The sequence below is a fragment of the Maribacter sp. Asnod2-G09 genome, assembly GCF_045063795.1.
Taxonomy (GTDB): domain Bacteria; phylum Bacteroidota; class Bacteroidia; order Flavobacteriales; family Flavobacteriaceae; genus Maribacter.
In genome coordinates this window covers 757,461-772,494 of sequence record NZ_JBEFOA010000002.1, presented here as the reverse complement: position 1 = coordinate 772,494, position 15,034 = coordinate 757,461, and the positions used below count along the sequence as shown (strand labels likewise).

17 protein-coding genes and 1 pseudogene are annotated in these 15,034 nt (G+C 35.7%); 10 read left to right on the top strand and 8 right to left on the bottom strand.

What is annotated here, in order from left to right; genetic code table 11:
- Positions 1-16: 16 nt before the first annotated feature.
- Positions 17-640 carry a Pycsar system effector family protein gene (locus tag ACJJVT_RS03475; protein ID WP_405396507.1) on the top strand — a complete coding sequence of 208 codons (624 nt, stop codon included), beginning with the start codon at positions 17-19 and terminating at the stop codon, positions 638-640.
- A gap of 562 nt (positions 641-1,202) precedes the next feature.
- Here ACJJVT_RS03475 and ACJJVT_RS03470 read toward each other — a convergent pair.
- Positions 1,203-2,186, bottom strand: coding sequence for an SDR family oxidoreductase (locus ACJJVT_RS03470; protein ID WP_405396505.1), 984 nt, complete (start codon positions 2,184-2,186; stop codon positions 1,203-1,205).
- A gap of 38 nt (positions 2,187-2,224) precedes the next feature.
- Positions 2,225-2,605, bottom strand: a complete 381-nt coding sequence (locus ACJJVT_RS03465) for a glyoxalase superfamily protein (RefSeq protein WP_036155285.1) — start codon at positions 2,603-2,605, stop codon at positions 2,225-2,227.
- Between the two features lie 126 nt (positions 2,606-2,731).
- Here ACJJVT_RS03465 and ACJJVT_RS03460 point away from each other — a divergent pair, with 126 nt between their 5' ends.
- The gene (locus ACJJVT_RS03460; protein WP_405396501.1) at positions 2,732-4,759 is read left to right on the top strand and encodes a S9 family peptidase; all 2,028 of its coding nucleotides are present in this window, start codon (positions 2,732-2,734) and stop codon (positions 4,757-4,759) included.
- 73 nt (positions 4,760-4,832) lie between these two features.
- Here ACJJVT_RS03460 and ACJJVT_RS03455 read toward each other — a convergent pair whose 3' ends face one another.
- A complete protein-coding gene (locus tag ACJJVT_RS03455; RefSeq protein ID WP_405396500.1) occupies positions 4,833-5,666 on the bottom strand; it encodes an alpha/beta fold hydrolase in 834 nt (277 codons plus the stop codon).
- Between the two features lie 127 nt (positions 5,667-5,793).
- Between ACJJVT_RS03455 and ACJJVT_RS03450 the strand changes: the two genes are divergently transcribed.
- From ACJJVT_RS03450 to ACJJVT_RS03430, 5 genes are all read left to right on the top strand, one after another.
- Entirely contained in the window at positions 5,794-6,402 is a 609-nt protein-coding gene (locus ACJJVT_RS03450; protein ID WP_405396499.1) for an FMN-binding negative transcriptional regulator, read from the top strand.
- Between the two features lie 103 nt (positions 6,403-6,505).
- Positions 6,506-7,000 carry a CIA30 family protein gene (locus ACJJVT_RS03445; RefSeq protein ID WP_405396496.1) on the top strand — a complete coding sequence of 165 codons (495 nt, stop codon included), beginning with the start codon at positions 6,506-6,508 and terminating at the stop codon, positions 6,998-7,000.
- 108 nt (positions 7,001-7,108) lie between these two features.
- Complete coding sequence (locus tag ACJJVT_RS03440; RefSeq protein ID WP_405396494.1) at positions 7,109-7,600, top strand: DoxX family protein; 492 nt, start codon at positions 7,109-7,111, stop codon at positions 7,598-7,600.
- 156 nt (positions 7,601-7,756) lie between these two features.
- Positions 7,757-8,176 (top strand): DUF2141 domain-containing protein, encoded by a 420-nt coding sequence (locus tag ACJJVT_RS03435; protein ID WP_405396492.1) that lies wholly within the window; start codon positions 7,757-7,759, stop codon positions 8,174-8,176.
- Positions 8,177-8,257: 81 nt separating this feature from the next.
- The gene (locus tag ACJJVT_RS03430) at positions 8,258-9,193 is read left to right on the top strand and encodes a LysR substrate-binding domain-containing protein (protein WP_405396490.1); all 936 of its coding nucleotides are present in this window, start codon (positions 8,258-8,260) and stop codon (positions 9,191-9,193) included.
- Between the two features lie 3 nt (positions 9,194-9,196).
- On the opposite strand, the gene ACJJVT_RS03425 is transcribed toward ACJJVT_RS03430, so the two are convergent.
- Both ACJJVT_RS03425 and ACJJVT_RS03420 read right to left on the bottom strand, forming a co-directional pair.
- The gene (locus ACJJVT_RS03425; RefSeq protein WP_405396489.1) at positions 9,197-9,616 is read right to left on the bottom strand and encodes a hypothetical protein; all 420 of its coding nucleotides are present in this window, start codon (positions 9,614-9,616) and stop codon (positions 9,197-9,199) included.
- Between the two features lie 75 nt (positions 9,617-9,691).
- The gene (locus ACJJVT_RS03420; protein ID WP_036155302.1) at positions 9,692-9,889 is read right to left on the bottom strand and encodes a hypothetical protein; all 198 of its coding nucleotides are present in this window, start codon (positions 9,887-9,889) and stop codon (positions 9,692-9,694) included.
- Between the two features lie 144 nt (positions 9,890-10,033).
- Here ACJJVT_RS03420 and ACJJVT_RS03415 point away from each other — a divergent pair, with 144 nt between their 5' ends.
- Entirely contained in the window at positions 10,034-11,302 is a 1,269-nt protein-coding gene (locus tag ACJJVT_RS03415) for a D-alanyl-D-alanine carboxypeptidase/D-alanyl-D-alanine-endopeptidase (RefSeq protein WP_405396488.1), read from the top strand.
- On the opposite strand, the gene ACJJVT_RS03410 is transcribed toward ACJJVT_RS03415, so the two are convergent.
- Both ACJJVT_RS03410 and nudK read right to left on the bottom strand, forming a co-directional pair.
- Positions 11,303-11,803: a peptide-methionine (S)-S-oxide reductase gene (locus tag ACJJVT_RS03410; RefSeq protein WP_405396486.1), complete on the bottom strand. Its 501-nt coding sequence runs from the start codon at positions 11,801-11,803 to the stop codon at positions 11,303-11,305.
- A 24-nt stretch (positions 11,804-11,827) separates the two neighbouring features.
- Complete coding sequence (nudK, locus tag ACJJVT_RS03405) at positions 11,828-12,409, bottom strand: GDP-mannose pyrophosphatase NudK (RefSeq protein WP_405396483.1); 582 nt, start codon at positions 12,407-12,409, stop codon at positions 11,828-11,830.
- A 216-nt stretch (positions 12,410-12,625) separates the two neighbouring features.
- Between nudK and ACJJVT_RS03400 the strand changes: the two genes are divergently transcribed.
- Positions 12,626-14,158 carry a M81 family metallopeptidase gene (locus ACJJVT_RS03400; RefSeq protein WP_405396650.1) on the top strand — a complete coding sequence of 511 codons (1,533 nt, stop codon included), beginning with the start codon at positions 12,626-12,628 and terminating at the stop codon, positions 14,156-14,158.
- On the opposite strand, the gene ACJJVT_RS03395 is transcribed toward ACJJVT_RS03400, so the two are convergent.
- Positions 14,159-14,812 (bottom strand): DUF2461 domain-containing protein, encoded by a 654-nt coding sequence (locus ACJJVT_RS03395; protein WP_405396482.1) that lies wholly within the window; start codon positions 14,810-14,812, stop codon positions 14,159-14,161.
- Positions 14,813-14,836: 24 nt separating this feature from the next.
- Between ACJJVT_RS03395 and ACJJVT_RS03390 the strand changes: the two are divergent.
- Positions 14,837-15,034, top strand: a pseudogene (locus ACJJVT_RS03390) (hypothetical protein); the annotation flags it as partial.

Sequence of the window (15,034 nt, the reverse complement as noted above, 5' to 3'; positions counted from 1 at the left end):
TATTAAACGAAAAGCCATGACTAAACCAACACACAATAAAAAGGAAAAAACTACAAAAGTGGAAGTTCAAAATACCTTAACGGCTTTCGAGAAAGGGCTGTTAGATGAATTAAAATCTAAGGGACATGCAGAAGAATTAGTAGATCATTATTGGGGCACCATTAATTATGTATCGGGACTCATAAAGGCTTCGGAATTGAAGGCGGGACTTATACTCTCTTTCTACGGTATTATTCTAAACTTCATCTACCAAAGTGCTGCTCCAGTAATGCATTCTGTTTCAAATGCCATATTGTTCTATATACTAATTGGGCTATGGTTTATAGCTACTGTAATTTCTATCTTTTACAGTGTACGTTGCTTTATTCCGAAACTTGAAGGGAACTACAGTGATAATGTGTTTTATTTTGGTGATGTCATTACCAAGTTTGGTACCATCAAAGAATTTTCAAAGAAGTTTTATGATGTCAGTATCAATGAAGAAGAGGTTTTTGAGCAATTAGGGGAACAGATATACATCAATTCTAAAATATCGGCTTGGAAATTTAGAAACGTGCAAAGATCTATTCGGTTTTTAGCAATTAGTCTTATACTACTGCTATTAACAGCAGTTTATTATGGGGTACTTAGAATCATCTAAGGATTAAAATTCTATATGCAAGAGAAAGTAAATTAAACTATAGTCTAGAGAATATTTTAAACTGTAGCTACCATACCCCAGTCTAAGGCATATGTAACCACTTAGGAACCCACCCCTAGCCCCTCCCTAGAGGGGAATAGCTCCTGCTGACATTTTAAAATATTTACAAAATTGACACTGTAACCCTAGATTTAAAGGCACTTCTAGTTCGTAATCAAAAACGTAACTCTCCCCTCCTCGGAGGGGATTAAGGGGTGGGTAATACGAATGATGAATTAGTCTAAGTGATAAGTCAAAATAAAGAGGTTTAATTATATTCTTGCCTCTGAAATTATTACTGATTGGTTGTGAAATCGTACACTCGACACCCACCCCTAGCCCCTCCCGAGAGGGGAATAGTTCTTGCTTGAATTAAACTTTATTACTAAAATCATCAACATACCTTTAGACTTCAAAATTTGGTCGAAACTCACAAACAAAAACGAAAACCTCCCCTCCTTGGAGGGGATTAAGGGGTGGGTAATACGGATGATGAATTATTCTAAAAATTAAACTTCAAACGCTACAACCCCTTATAAACCTTTAATACATTCTCAATCTTAGCTTCTGTCTCTTCATCTATATTCTGATGCTTAGGATTCTCTTTCAACCATTTAATAGTTCTTTTAATTCCTTCGGAAAACGGAATGGTTGCTTTAAAACCAGGCACAAAGATTTTAATCTTAGTATTATCAAACAAAACACTTTCTGCTTTGTCCGCCAATAACGTTCCTGTAAATGATGGTTCAACTTTACATATAAAATCTGATGCTACGTGTACTACATTTGCTTCTTTTCCTAAGGCATCCGCTAGGATTTTATAAATCATATTCCAGCTTAAAACCTCATCTGAAGTAATGTGAAATGCGTGACCGATTGCTGTTTGTAATCCTAATAATCCCACAAAACCTTTTGCAAAATCGTCTGAATGGGTAACCGTCCATAGCGATGTACCATCCCCGTGAACAATAATTTCCTTTCCATCTAAAATTCGCTGTGCCGTGTTGTATTTATCAAATCCTCCAATTGCAATTGGTATTACAGTATCATAGGTCAATGAAGGTCTAACAATCGTGATTGGAAATCCTTCTTCTCTATACGCTTTTTGTAATCGGTCTTCACATAGTATTTTATTCTCAGAATAGTCCCAAAGCGGATTATATAGCGGAGTAGATTCCGTAATTACAGGATAACTTAAAGGGGTTTGATAACAAGATGCCGAACTAATAAAAATATATTGCTTGGTCTTCCCTTTGAATAATTCAATATCGCGCTCAATATCATCGGGAGTAAAAGCTATCCAGTTCACCACAACATCCCAGTCGTGCTTCTTAAGTTCTGTAAGTTCTTCCGGTTTGTTAATGTCTCCAATAATAGAATGTGCACCTTCAATCTCAACTTTGGCTTTTCCCCTATTTAATACATATAATTCTATTCCTTTAGCTACTGCCAATCTACTGCTTGGTGTGCTTATATTTCCCGTTCCTCCAATAAATAATACCTTCATTTTTATATTTTTATCCTGATATTCAATTTAATAACACGCTACACATCTCTATAAAATGTCAATCCGTTTTTGAATGGGTCGTAAAAAGCAAACTCACGCGTACCCCAGGCTGTTTCCCGTAACAGGGTATGTGCATGAAAAACATCTACCCTAGAATACTCATTATATAAGGCTTCGATATTTTGAGAGACAATACGTAACAATGGTCTGTCCATTTCCACTTCCCACATTTTTTTATCGTGCCATTGCAAATGAATTTCAATATCATCCCTTAATATACCTGCGTATTTAGGGTTTTTAGCATCATCGGCAAAAGCAATTCTAAAGCCCAATCTATTCACATAAAAGTCTAGCGCCTCAACAACATCCCAAACCGGCAGTACAGGATGAATTTGATGTAAAAATCCTTTTTCTTCCATATTGTGAAAATACAAAAAGGATTAAAAAACTGAATGTTAATACTTACTCAATTCTGCAAAATAGCGATTCATTTTTTTAAGTATTTCGCTATCTTCATAGCATCATTTCAAACCAAATTTAACACTATGAAAATTATTATTAAAACACTGTTTCTCTTATTGTTTACAGTATCTGCAACTGCACAGGTTTCTTCGAATCTTGAGCTGACCGATATTTTTAATATGGAGTATGTATCTGACCCTCAGATATCTCCAGATGGAAGTAAAATCATCTATGTTCGAAATTTTAAGGATATCATGACGGACAGAAATTTATCGAACCTTTGGATGGTTAATTACGATGGTTCACAAAACAGACCATTGACTACTGGCAACCAAAACGATTATTACCCACGTTGGTCTCACGACGGTAAAAAAATCATCTATAAATCGAATAAAGAAGATGAGAAGATGAAGTTGTATGTCATGTGGATGGATACAAAAGAAATTGCTCCGCTAACAAATACACCAAAAGCACCAGGCGCTGTTAGCTGGTCTAATGATGATCGCTATTTAGCATTTACCATGTTTGTACCAGAAGCTGAAGAGTCTATAGTAAAACTACCTGCAAAGCCTGAAGGCGCAAAATGGAATACTCCACCGACATATATTGATAAATTAAATTACAGAGGTGACGGACAAGGTTATATAAAAGGCGGTCATAGTCAAATTTTTACATTGTCTATTGATGGCGGAACTCCAAAACAATTAACGACAACAAAATTTGACCACGGTGCTCCTGTTTGGGCAAAAAATGATAGAACTTTATACTTCTCGGCAAATTTTAACCCTGATGAGGCTTTTGAACCTGCAAATAGTGAGGTCTATGCTTTAAATATTGCTACAGCAGAAGTTTCTCCATTAACATCTAGATATGGACCTGATGGTTCTCCTAAAGTTTCTCCTGATGGTAAAATGATTGCCTACACCGGTAATGATGACAAATTGCAAGGCTACCAAATTACGAACCTTTATGTAATGAACACCGATGGTAGCAACTCAAAATTACTTTCTGGCAGTTTTGATAGGGACATTGCCAATGCACAGTGGGCTAATGATGGTAAGGGACTTTATTTTCAATATGATACGGAAGGAGCTACAAAAATAGCACATATAACGTTGGATGGAAAAGTGACTACTCTTGTTGAAGGTCTTGGCGGACTCTCTTTAGGTAGACCATACAATGCCGGTGATTTTACGGTTTCTAATAATTCAAAATTCGCCTATACTTTAGGTAATACAGAGCACCCTTCTGATTTAGGGGTTGGCGATAAAAAAGGTTCTAAACGATTGACTTTTGTAAATGATGACCTTTATTCTTTTAGAGATATAGGTAAAACTGAAGAGATTTGGTGGGAGTCTTCTTTTGACCAACAAAAAATACAAGGTTGGGTAGTAACTCCGCCAAACTTTGATCCGAATAAAAAGTACCCTTTTATTCTAGAAATTCATGGCGGACCATTTACGAGCTATGGTTCTGTGTATAGTGCAGAAATACAAGCTTACGCTGCGGCAGGTTATGTAGTACTGTACAGCAACCCTAGAGGAAGTACGAGTTACGGAGCAGAATTTGGCAACTTGATACACCATGACTACCCTAACCATGATTATGATGATTTAATGAGCGGTGTTGATGCTGTTATTGAAAAAGGATATGTGGATACCGATAATCTTTTCGTGACCGGTGGTAGTGGCGGCGGAGTACTGACTGCCTGGATAGTTGGTAAAACAGACCGATTTAAAGCTGCCGTAGTTGCCAAGCCAGTAATTAACTGGACAAGCTTTGTGCTTTATGCTGATGGTGCTGCATTTTTCTCTAAATACTGGTTCGGCAAAAAACCATGGGAAGATCCAGAAAATTATTTTAGACGTTCACCGTTAATGTACGTTGCGAATGTTACTACGCCAACAATGTTGCTTACTGGTGAAGAAGATTACAGAACACCAATTGCAGAATCTGAACAATTCTATACCGCATTAAAATTAGAAGGTGTAGAAACGGCTATGGTGCGTATACCTGGCGCGGGACACGGTATTGCCAACAGACCTAGTAATTTAATTGCTAAAATTGCAAGTGTATTAGCTTGGTTCGAAAAGTATAAAGATGCCGAATAGATTCACAATTTCATAAAAAAAATCCCGATTGTGAATCACAATCGGGATTTTTTTAATTCATTATAACTTCTACTTACTTCTTCAAAAAAGAAATCAATATTTCATTTAACTCATCGGGGTGCGTAACATTGAGTCCGTGTGGTGCTCCTTTAATTACTTCGTAAGTACTGTATTTAATACCTTCATGTGCTTGTTTAGCTGAAGTTTCGATTGGCACTGTGGCATCAGCATCACCATGAACTATTAACGTTGGTACAGTTACATTCTTTAGCTCTGGTCTAAAATCAGTATGCATCCAAGCCAATGCTGCTTGTATGGTTGCTCTAGGCGATGCAAAAGAAGCGATAGTAAAATCGTAATCTAATTGCGCCTGACTAATTCTTTTTCCCTTGTTTTCTTCAAAATTGTAGAATCCTTTACTGAACTCTTTCAAAAAGCCAACCCTATCTTTTTGTAAAGCATCAATAATTCCGTCTAAAGCTTCTTCTGGTACTCCCGCGGGGTTATCTGGTTTTTGTTTTACTAGTGGAACAATAGAACTAATAAGTACTGCTTTAGCTATTCTACTAGAACCATAGTCGGTTAAATAACGAACTACTTCACCGCCACCCATTGAAAAACCAACGATAACAGCATCTTTCAAATCTAGTTCTTCTATGATTGTATTTAAATCACTTGCCAAGGCAGAATAATCGTAAGAATCCCATGGCGAAGATGATGTTCCAAATCCTCTACGGTCGTACGATATACAGCGATAGCCTTCCTCTACTATCTTCCATACTTGTTGTTCCCAAGACTTACGACTTAAAGGCCATCCATGAATTAAAATCACTGGTTGTCCGCTTCCGTAGTCTTCGTAAAATATATCTACTTGTTCTTTTGCTTTTGTATTTGTTATAAAGGGCATATTCTTGTTTTTAAATTCCTACACAAGTTAATCAGTATCTCGTTAATTATGTAACACGAAACATTAAAAAATTGGTTCTAAAACCATTTGTATAAAACGGTTATATTTACATAGAAAACCAGACCACATGTTTATACCTGAACACTATAAAAATAATGACATTAAAGAGATTCACGACTTTTTAAAAAATAATAGTTTCGGTATCTTGATCAATACTATTGAAGGGAAACCTTGGGGCACGCATATTCCACTAGAACTATCAAAGAATTCAGACGGTAAAGATGTGTTAATCGGTCATATTGCCAAAGCGAATTTGCAAAGTAAAAACTTGATTGATGGTGATGAAGTGTTGTGTATTTTTAATGGTCCGCATGGCTATATTTCATCATCATGGTATCAACATGAAGAAGTACCTACATGGAACTATATAGCCGTTCATGTTTATGGTACCGTAAAAATTCAAACTTCAGAAGAGTTACTTACCGCTTTACATGCACTTGTTGATAAATACGAGCAAAAATCTGAGCATCCTATTTCATTGAATGATATGTCTAAAAAAACCATGAGTCAAGTAAATGGTATTATAGGATTTGAAATTTTAGTCAATGATATACAAGCTGTAAATAAACTATCTCAAGGAAGAAGCCATGATCACCCTAAAATTATATCTGAACTTGAAAAACAAGGCGTTCCTGAAAAAGCGGTTGCAGATGAGATGAAAAAACGAATGGACTAATTGTTTTTCATATCAGCTAAAATAAATAGGCTTAGAGTGTTTATTATAGCTGCTTTACCACTAATTTTAATTGCACAGGTATACCTTATAAACACTTGCAATTATGAGCGAATTAAAATCAATTTTTGAATTCAATAAAAAGTGTAATATCAAACAATGGCATATTGTCAATGATGATGTTATGGGAGGTCTGTCAATGGGACTCATGCAAATTAATATGCAAGGTAACGGTGTTTTCAGCGGACATGTTTCTTTAGATAATAATGGCGGATTCTGCCTTGTAAGACATGATGTGGAACGTATACCTGTAGATGCTTTTTCGGCTTTCGTAATTCGCATTAAAGGCGACGGAAAAAAATATGCTTTCCGCTGTAAATCTGGCGAGCATCAACGACACACTTATAGTTATGATTTCAAATCGAGTAAAGAGTGGCAAACTATTGAAATTCCGTTTACTGAAATGGAAGCTGTTTTTAGAGGTGAAGAATTAAAGCTGCCCAACTATCATGGGGATTACCTGGCTCAAATTGCCATTATCATTAAGAACGGTGTTAAAGAAGACTTTACTCTTGAAATTGAGAGTATTAAGATAAAATAAATCAAACCTCCCATTTAAAATATTAAATTTTGATATCTTAAACATTGATATTTATCATTTCTGGAAACTTCTATTTTATTTAAGTTTAGGTAACCAAAAACCAAATCAATGTACTATCAACAACTACTTCCTTTAAAAAAGTTGATTACCCCTTTTAGGATAGATGCATTGATGCCAAATATTCTAGTACTAATACCTAGATTAATTACCGGATACTTACTTGCCTTTGTTTTTGCCGTCAATAAATTTGGAACGCCTTGGACTCCAAAATCTACGGGTCTCGGATTTTTAGAAGTATCTGATTGGTTTGTTGAATTGGTCAAACAATTCGGTATACCATTTTCTTATATGCCCGAATTCTTTGCTTGGTCTGCAGGGTTTACAGAAGCACTAGGTGGTATTTTATTAATTTTAGGTTTAAATACGAGAATAACAGCCTTCTTTGTTACCGTAACTATGTTTACTACCATAGTATTTAGACCTTGGGATAATTCATGGAGTATTATGCCCACATTTACTTTTTTCTGTTTAGGTCTCTTCTTTATGGGTTTTGGTTCGGGTAAATTCGGTCTCGATTATTTTATCACCAAAAGAAGATAACACCCCTGTACTCCTTTTAAACTATTTACTTTACTGCACTATCATTGATCTATTACAATTCAGTAATACAATTCTACAATTGAGTTAGTTCCTTTTTCAAAAAGCGTATTCATAAGGCATCTTTGAAGTATCAATTAATCTTTAAAACCTTATAAAATGAAAAAGTTACTATTTACTATTACTGTATTCGCAATGACCATTACTATGAACGCTCAAGAAAAAGAAGGCATTACACTGACTGTTGTTATTGAAAATGTACTGAATGATGAAGGGCACGTATTAAGTGCATTACATAACGAAGCGACTTTCATGAAAGCTGAAGGACTTGAAACCAGCCATGATAAAGCTGAAGCTGGCGAGTTAATATTAACCTTTGAAAACATACAACCAGGTGATTACGCGTTTTCTGTTCTACATGATGCGAATGATAATAATTCGATGGATTTTGAAACCAACGGAATGCCAAAAGAAGATTATGCTATGAGCGGTAATTCTATGCCAATGGGTCCACCGACATTTAGCGATGCGAAGTTCACTGTCGAAAAAGAAGATATGCAATTGACCCTTCGATTTTAATGGTTAATTAACTACTGAACAAGCATTGTCAATAGGTTATAATAATGGTTTTTAGTAATTTTATAGCCTTATACTATATACATGACCATTACCCAATTACAATACGTGCTTGCCGTTGCCGAATACAAAAACTTTACACTCGCTGCCGAGAAGAGTTTTGTAACGCAACCAACGTTGAGCATGCAAGTTCAAAAGCTTGAAGATGAATTAGATATACTTCTTTTTGATCGTAGTAAAAAACCAATTACTATTACCGAAGTCGGTAAAAAAATTGTAGCGCAAGCTAAGAATATTGTAAATGAGGCGGCACGTATTAAAGATATCGTAGAGCAAGAAAAAGGATATATTGGTGGGGATTATGTATTAGGGATCATCCCTACCATAATGCCCACCTTATTACCGATGTTTTTGAAGAATTTTATTCAGAAATATCCGAAAGTAAATCTGATAATTAAGGAGCAAAATACAGAGAGTTTAATCAAGAATATTGAAGACGGTCACATTGATGCCGCTATTGCCGCAACTCCGCTAGAGGTAGATTTTATTACTGAAAGACCTTTGTATTACGAACCATTTGTTGGTTACGTACCTAAAGAACATCGTTTAGGAAACAGTACTCAAATTACGCCAGATGATTTAGATATTGAAGATATATTACTACTGCAAGACGGGCACTGTTTCAGGGAAGGTGTTTTGAACCTTTGTAAAACACCGAAAATTGGTGGTGAACATTTTAGCTTACAAAGTGGAAGTTTTGAAACACTTATCAACCTTTCTAATGAAGGCTTAGGCATGACACTTCTACCCTATTTAAATACGTTAGAGCTTGACGATGTCAAAAAGAAAAACTTGAAGTACTTTAAAGAACCTTCACCTGCACGAGAAGTAAGTCTTATCTACCACAAAAAAGAACTAAAGGTTCAGATTACAGAAGCTTTAAGAGATGTAATTACCGGTATTGTTCGTGGTGCAATTGCTTTTCAAGATGTAAAGATTATAAGTCCGTTACATAAGTAATACCTATTGCTTTTTAAATCGGTACAAGCAACCCTCTATACATATAGCTGGGTATGATGCTGATATTGTTAATCTGGTTTTACTTTTATTGAAGTCTGCGCTATATCCTAAGGTATCTTTTTCACCTTCAATTACAAAGTATAGATAAAGCTCTTTGTCCGTAATTTCATAATCGCCTGAATCTAATAGACTTCTATTAAAATCAGTTCTTTCATAATTACCGAATTCATCGAAGAAATAGCGATAGCCTTCCTCAGCATCTTTCCACTCTGTGGCACCACCAGGACTCACATATGATTCTGTCAACAACCACTCACCTACCAAACTAGTATCGTCAATAGGTGTGTCATCAAAAGGCATGTCGTCATTTTGACATTGCATTAAGAATAACAAAAATATCGCAACCGTAAATTTAATAGCCATCGTATCTTTTAATATAAGATGCAAATAAAGCTATAGGTTGCGTAAAAAAAAAGAGCCACTTTACGTGGCTCTTTATTATGCTTTTAAATAAACTAAACTTTGATGTAATTCTGGTTTATCGGTTATAAAACTTTCTAACCAGACTTTTAACTCTTCCACCTCTTCGGGTAGTAACGTCGTTAAGGCTTTCTTCAACTCTTTACAAAATAGTAAGGTATCAAAACTAACCTTTTTAAGTACTGTTTTACTATACTCTAGCATAGACTTAGACATGTTGTTGTTAGATTAATAGATTTGTTGTTGTATAAAGGTAAACAGAAATGCAAGTGTAATATTGTATACAAAAAGTTAAAGTAATTACTTACATGTTAAATTTTTATCGCATTCGTAAGTATGCAATTTTGTAATTTCGAATTCATGAAGAATTTTCACTTTTTAGCAGTTACTTTTTTGCTACTATCTGCCTGTAGTTCAAAGAAGTCTTTGGTTTCAAAATCGTTTGACAAACAGTTGTCATCAGCGTTTTATAAAAATCAGTTTACAGGTGTTTTGGTTGTCGATGCTGAAACTAAAGACACGATATACACCAATAACAGTCATAAGTATTTTATACCTGCAAGTAACACCAAAATTTTCACACTTTTCGCAGCACTTAAAACCTTGCCAGCTCAAATACCGGCTTTAAAATATATTGCCACAAATGATACCTTATATTTTGAAGGTACTGGTGATCCGTCGTTTTTACATCCTTATATAAAAGACGCAACGGCTTTAAATTTTCTTCAGAATCAAAGTAATCTAGTTTTTGCGTCGAACAATTTTCAAGATGAAAAGTACGGACCAGGTTGGGCTTGGGACGATTACCAATGGTATTATTCTGCAGAGAAAAGTGCATTACCTATAAATGGTAATGTGGTAATGACTTATAAGAATCCAAAGCTCATCGTATCTCCTCCTTATTTCAAGGACAGTGTTTTAGAATTGACTCATAAGAACCATAGAAATGAGACTTCAAATTTATTTTATTATCCACCGACAAGAAAGGATACATTAGAAACTCCGTTTATTACAAGTAATCAGACTACAAAATCAATTTTAGAGAATTTGCTTTCCAAAAAGGTTGGTATCGCTACAACAATGCCTGTAGGCGAAAAGCAAACATTGTACGGTAGTAATACCCATTCGCTTTATGTGCGCATGATGCACGAAAGCGATAATTTTATTGCAGAACAACTTTTACTCGTATCTGCAGGTGTTCTCACGGACACCTTAAATGGAAAACTAACTAGAAGTTATATTTTAGAAAATGAACTAAAAAATTTAAATCAAGAACCTAGGTGGGTAGATGGATCGGGACTCTCGCGATACAATTTGTTTACACCGCAGAACATGGTCTCGGTTTTAGACCAACTTTATACACTGGTGCCTCAAGAACGTTTATTTTCTATTTTCCCTGCCGGGGGATTATCGGGTACTTTAAAAAATAGGTTTGCCGGAGATGAGAAACCTTATGTATTTGCAAAGTCTGGAAGCCTAAGTAATAACTATTGCCTTAGCGGATACTTGATTGCAAACTCAGGAAAAGTGTTGATTTTCAGTTTTATGAACAATCACTTTAAACAATCTACATCAGAAGAACGAAATAGACTTGAACAAATGCTTCAAACACTTAGAGATACCTATTAACTATTGAACTTGCGGTGACACATGTTGGGCATATTTCTCTTTCAACATTTTAATTTTAGGGGTTATATGCGTTTTGCAAAAAGGTTTCTCGGTATCGTTAAAATAATAATTATGAAATCGTTCTTCAGATGATTTAAATTCCCCAAACCGAAGTATTACCGTTATTAACGGACTATCAAAATATTGCTGTAAATCAGTCATAATTCCCATTAACAAAAGCTCATCATTCTGTTTAAAGAAATAAACTGCGGACCTATATTTATTCCGCATAGAATGATTTTCGGTGCTTCTATGCGTATCTAAATGAATAGCTACTAAATCTTTCAACGCTATAACCTCATCTTTATAATGAACAATTACAGCCTCAGAAAAATCTGCTGTATTTTCTTTTGGAGCAATAAAGCCTTGTTCTACTTTCTCTACACCGTTAAGTGCCGTAAACACTGCTTCGGTACACCAATGACAGCCACCTCCGAATCCGACCTTAGAGATTTTATCCATAGTAGAAGAGTCGGTTACCAAGCTTTAAACTAACGAATTTAACTTTGCATGTTGTAGCAGCATAATGGTTTTTGCATCTTTAATTTCTCCGCTAGCCACCATCTTCATAGCCTCATTAAAATCTAACTCCAATACCTCAATATTTTCGGTTTCATCGTCTGCACCACCGCCATCACTGACTTTCATACTTTCATCATACTCCCCCACAAAAAGATACACTATCTCGGTCACCGAACCTGGCGACATATAAGTTTGAAATACTTTTTGTACGTTACTGATTTTATAACCTGTTTCTTCTTCCGTTTCTTTACGAACACAATCTGCAGGGTTATCACCATCTAGAAGTCCCGCACAAACTTCAATCATCATTCCGTCTTCATTACCATTTACATACGTGGGCATTCTAAATTGTCTGGTAAGCACAACGGTCCGTTTTTTAGAGTTATACAGCAAAATAGCAGCTCCATTACCTCTATCATAAGCTTCACGTTCTTGTTTTTCCCAAGTGCCATCAGGTCGTTGATAGCTGAACGTATATTTATTTAGCGTATACCAATTATCAGAAAGTAGTTTTTTTTCTACGTCTTTTATGCTTCCGTTTTTCAATTCAATTGAATTTTAAATTCGTTTATAAAGATAAACTAGTGCAATGAAAATCGTAAATAAATTGATTACATGTTCCATAAGATCACCTTAATAGCCTGAAAACGGTTATCCGGCAAAAACTCTTGCTATTTAAAACTCTTTTTATTTATCTTTTCAATGCTAACATAAACTTCGAATACCTTGAAACAATTCTACATTTACGTCATTTTACTTTTAATATGTACAACTTTTTGTAAAGACGATAAGTCATCAGAAGAAAGCAAAAAACTACCAAAAATTGCTATTGCCGGTTTAGGTATTGAAAGTAGCACCTTCTCACCTGCCCTTTCTACAGAAGAGGCTTTTCACGCAAAAGTGGGAGATTCTGTTTTTACAAGATACCCTTTTCTACAACCAGATTCTTTAAATAGAAAAAGAGCCAAATGGGTACCTACGCTTGTTGGTAAATCTTTACCTGGTGGCACCGTAACACGTGAAGCTTATGAGTCTTTGGTGACTAAAAGTTTGAAAATGCTTGAGGAGAATATGCCGTATGACGGACTCTTCTTTGATATTCATGGGGCAATGAGTGTTGTTGGTTTAGATGATCCCGAAGGTGATTTGATTGCTCGTATTCGTGAAGTTATTGGTGATGATGTATTAATTTCTACGTCGATGGATTTGCATGGAAATGTATCGGAAAGACTTGCTCAGCATACCGATTTAATTACCTGTTACCGTATGGCGCCACATGAAGATGCAATAGAATCTAAAAAGAGAGCAGTAACCAATTTAATTGAACGATTAGAAAGTGGCAAAGGGAAACCTGCTTTTAAAGCGTGGGTTCCTGTACCGATACTTTTACCCGGAGAGAAAACAAGTACCCGTATAGAACCTGGTAAAAGTCTTTATGCAGAAGTGCCTACAGTTGCCGATCAAGACGGCGTTATTGATGCCGCTATTTGGATCGGTTATGCTTGGGCGGATGAACCTCGTAACCATGCAGTCGTTATGGTTACCGGTGATAATAAAGAAAAGGTTGAAAAAGGTGCCGAGAAATTGGCTCAAAGCTTTTGGGATGTTCGTAATGAATTTGAATTTGTAGCACCTACAACGACATTAGATGAAAGCTTAAAACTTGCCTTGGCAAGTGATAAAAAACCATATATGATTAGTGATATGGGCGATAACCCAACCGCTGGTGGTTCAGGTGATGTAACTTGGACTTTGAAAGAGCTCTTGGCTAGACCAGAATTTAAATCTAAAAATGGAAAGTCGTTAATCTATGCCTCTATACCAGGACCAGAATTCGTAGCAAAAGCAATGAAAATAGGTGTTGGCGGAAAAATTAAAGCGGAAGCCGGTGCAGCCGTAGATCATAGATTTGCTGGTCCTCTTTTGTTAGATGGAACTATTACCGCCATCAAAGAAGGTGATACCAATGCAGAAGTTGAAGTAGTCGTTAAGGTTGGAAATATTGATGTTATCGTTACCAAAAAACGGAAGCCTTATCACCACTTGAGTGATTTTACTAATTTAAGATTAGACCCAAAAAATTCTGATGTTGTTGTGGTTAAAATCGGGTATCTAGTGCCAGAATTATACAACATGCGTGGCGATTGGACTATGGCTCTTACTCCTGGCGGAGTGGATCAAGACCTTAATCGTTTAGGATATAAAAGAATTAAGAGACCAATGTTTCCTTTAGATAGTTTAATGACTCAACCAGATTTAAAAGCAAGGTGGATACCTGCTGCAGATGCTGAATAATTAAACTGTAATCGCTTTATTCAAATAACGCCTAAATGGAAGCATTTCTTTATAGGCGTTTATTAACTCGTCTTCAAAATTAGCCCTATTAGTTTCCTTGGTATCAAACTCATGAAAAACTGCAAAGGTTTTGTTTTTGAGTAATTCAATATGTTTATGGTCTTTGGCAAATCCTTTAGGTGCGTTTGTTAGTTTCGCATCTTCAAAGAGTCCGCCAAAACGAGTTTTAAAGGACTTCTTATTCAATATTTTGACAAAGTCTTCGCCATCATAATCAATAGCATCACGAACACTTCGTAATACTTTTGACTCAGGTCGCCATAATCCGCCTGCAAAAATGCAACGTTCAATTCCCAGTTCAAAATAGAAATCTGCCGTCTTTGGTTTCTTGTCAAATCCCGCTCCGAAATGGTCTTTGTACACCGGTTTATTTGGATGAAACATTAGATTATTATTAATACGATTTATTCCCTTTTTACCGGGCGTATCATAATATTCATCATCAATAGCAGATAGTCTTCTATTCATACTATCAAGCCAATCGATATATTCATCGCGTACTTGTTTGTACCATTTACGATTGGCATCCATCCATTCTTTAGAATTATTTTTCTGTAATTCTTTAAGAAATTCTATCTGGTTTTTGAAACTCATTGGCTAGTTGTGGGTTGTTGGTTGTTGGTTGTTGGAAAATTAAAATACAAACTCAAACTCAAAAATCAAATTCAAGTTCAAGTTCAAGTTAAAACATACTTTGTACTTCTTATTTTGGCTTTTGGCTTTTGGCTTTTGGCTTTTGGCTTTTGGCGTTTGGCTTTTGGCTTTTGGCTTTTGGCTTTTGGCTTTTGGCTTTTGGCTTTTGGCTTTTGTCTTTTG

What these genes read in the sequence shown, in the direction of transcription:
- ACJJVT_RS03475 (WP_405396507.1), top strand. Translation starts at nt 17, where the DNA reads ATGACTAAACCAACACACAATAAAAAGGAAAAAACTACAAAAGTGGAA.
- ACJJVT_RS03470 (WP_405396505.1), bottom strand. Translation starts at nt 2,186, where the DNA reads ATGAAGGTATTATTTATTGGAGGAACGGGAAATATAAGCACACCAAGC.
- ACJJVT_RS03465 (WP_036155285.1), bottom strand. Translation starts at nt 2,605, where the DNA reads ATGGAAGAAAAAGGATTTTTACATCAAATTCATCCTGTACTGCCGGTT.
- ACJJVT_RS03460 (WP_405396501.1), top strand. Translation starts at nt 2,732, where the DNA reads ATGAAAATTATTATTAAAACACTGTTTCTCTTATTGTTTACAGTATCT.
- ACJJVT_RS03455 (WP_405396500.1), bottom strand. Translation starts at nt 5,666, where the DNA reads ATGCCCTTTATAACAAATACAAAAGCAAAAGAACAAGTAGATATATTT.
- ACJJVT_RS03450 (WP_405396499.1), top strand. Translation starts at nt 5,794, where the DNA reads ATGTTTATACCTGAACACTATAAAAATAATGACATTAAAGAGATTCAC.
- ACJJVT_RS03445 (WP_405396496.1), top strand. Translation starts at nt 6,506, where the DNA reads ATGAGCGAATTAAAATCAATTTTTGAATTCAATAAAAAGTGTAATATC.
- ACJJVT_RS03440 (WP_405396494.1), top strand. Translation starts at nt 7,109, where the DNA reads ATGTACTATCAACAACTACTTCCTTTAAAAAAGTTGATTACCCCTTTT.
- ACJJVT_RS03435 (WP_405396492.1), top strand. Translation starts at nt 7,757, where the DNA reads ATGAAAAAGTTACTATTTACTATTACTGTATTCGCAATGACCATTACT.
- ACJJVT_RS03430 (WP_405396490.1), top strand. Translation starts at nt 8,258, where the DNA reads ATGACCATTACCCAATTACAATACGTGCTTGCCGTTGCCGAATACAAA.
- ACJJVT_RS03425 (WP_405396489.1), bottom strand. Translation starts at nt 9,616, where the DNA reads ATGGCTATTAAATTTACGGTTGCGATATTTTTGTTATTCTTAATGCAA.
- ACJJVT_RS03420 (WP_036155302.1), bottom strand. Translation starts at nt 9,889, where the DNA reads ATGTCTAAGTCTATGCTAGAGTATAGTAAAACAGTACTTAAAAAGGTT.
- ACJJVT_RS03415 (WP_405396488.1), top strand. Translation starts at nt 10,034, where the DNA reads ATGAAGAATTTTCACTTTTTAGCAGTTACTTTTTTGCTACTATCTGCC.
- ACJJVT_RS03410 (WP_405396486.1), bottom strand. Translation starts at nt 11,803, where the DNA reads ATGGATAAAATCTCTAAGGTCGGATTCGGAGGTGGCTGTCATTGGTGT.
- ACJJVT_RS03395 (WP_405396482.1), bottom strand. Translation starts at nt 14,812, where the DNA reads ATGAGTTTCAAAAACCAGATAGAATTTCTTAAAGAATTACAGAAAAAT.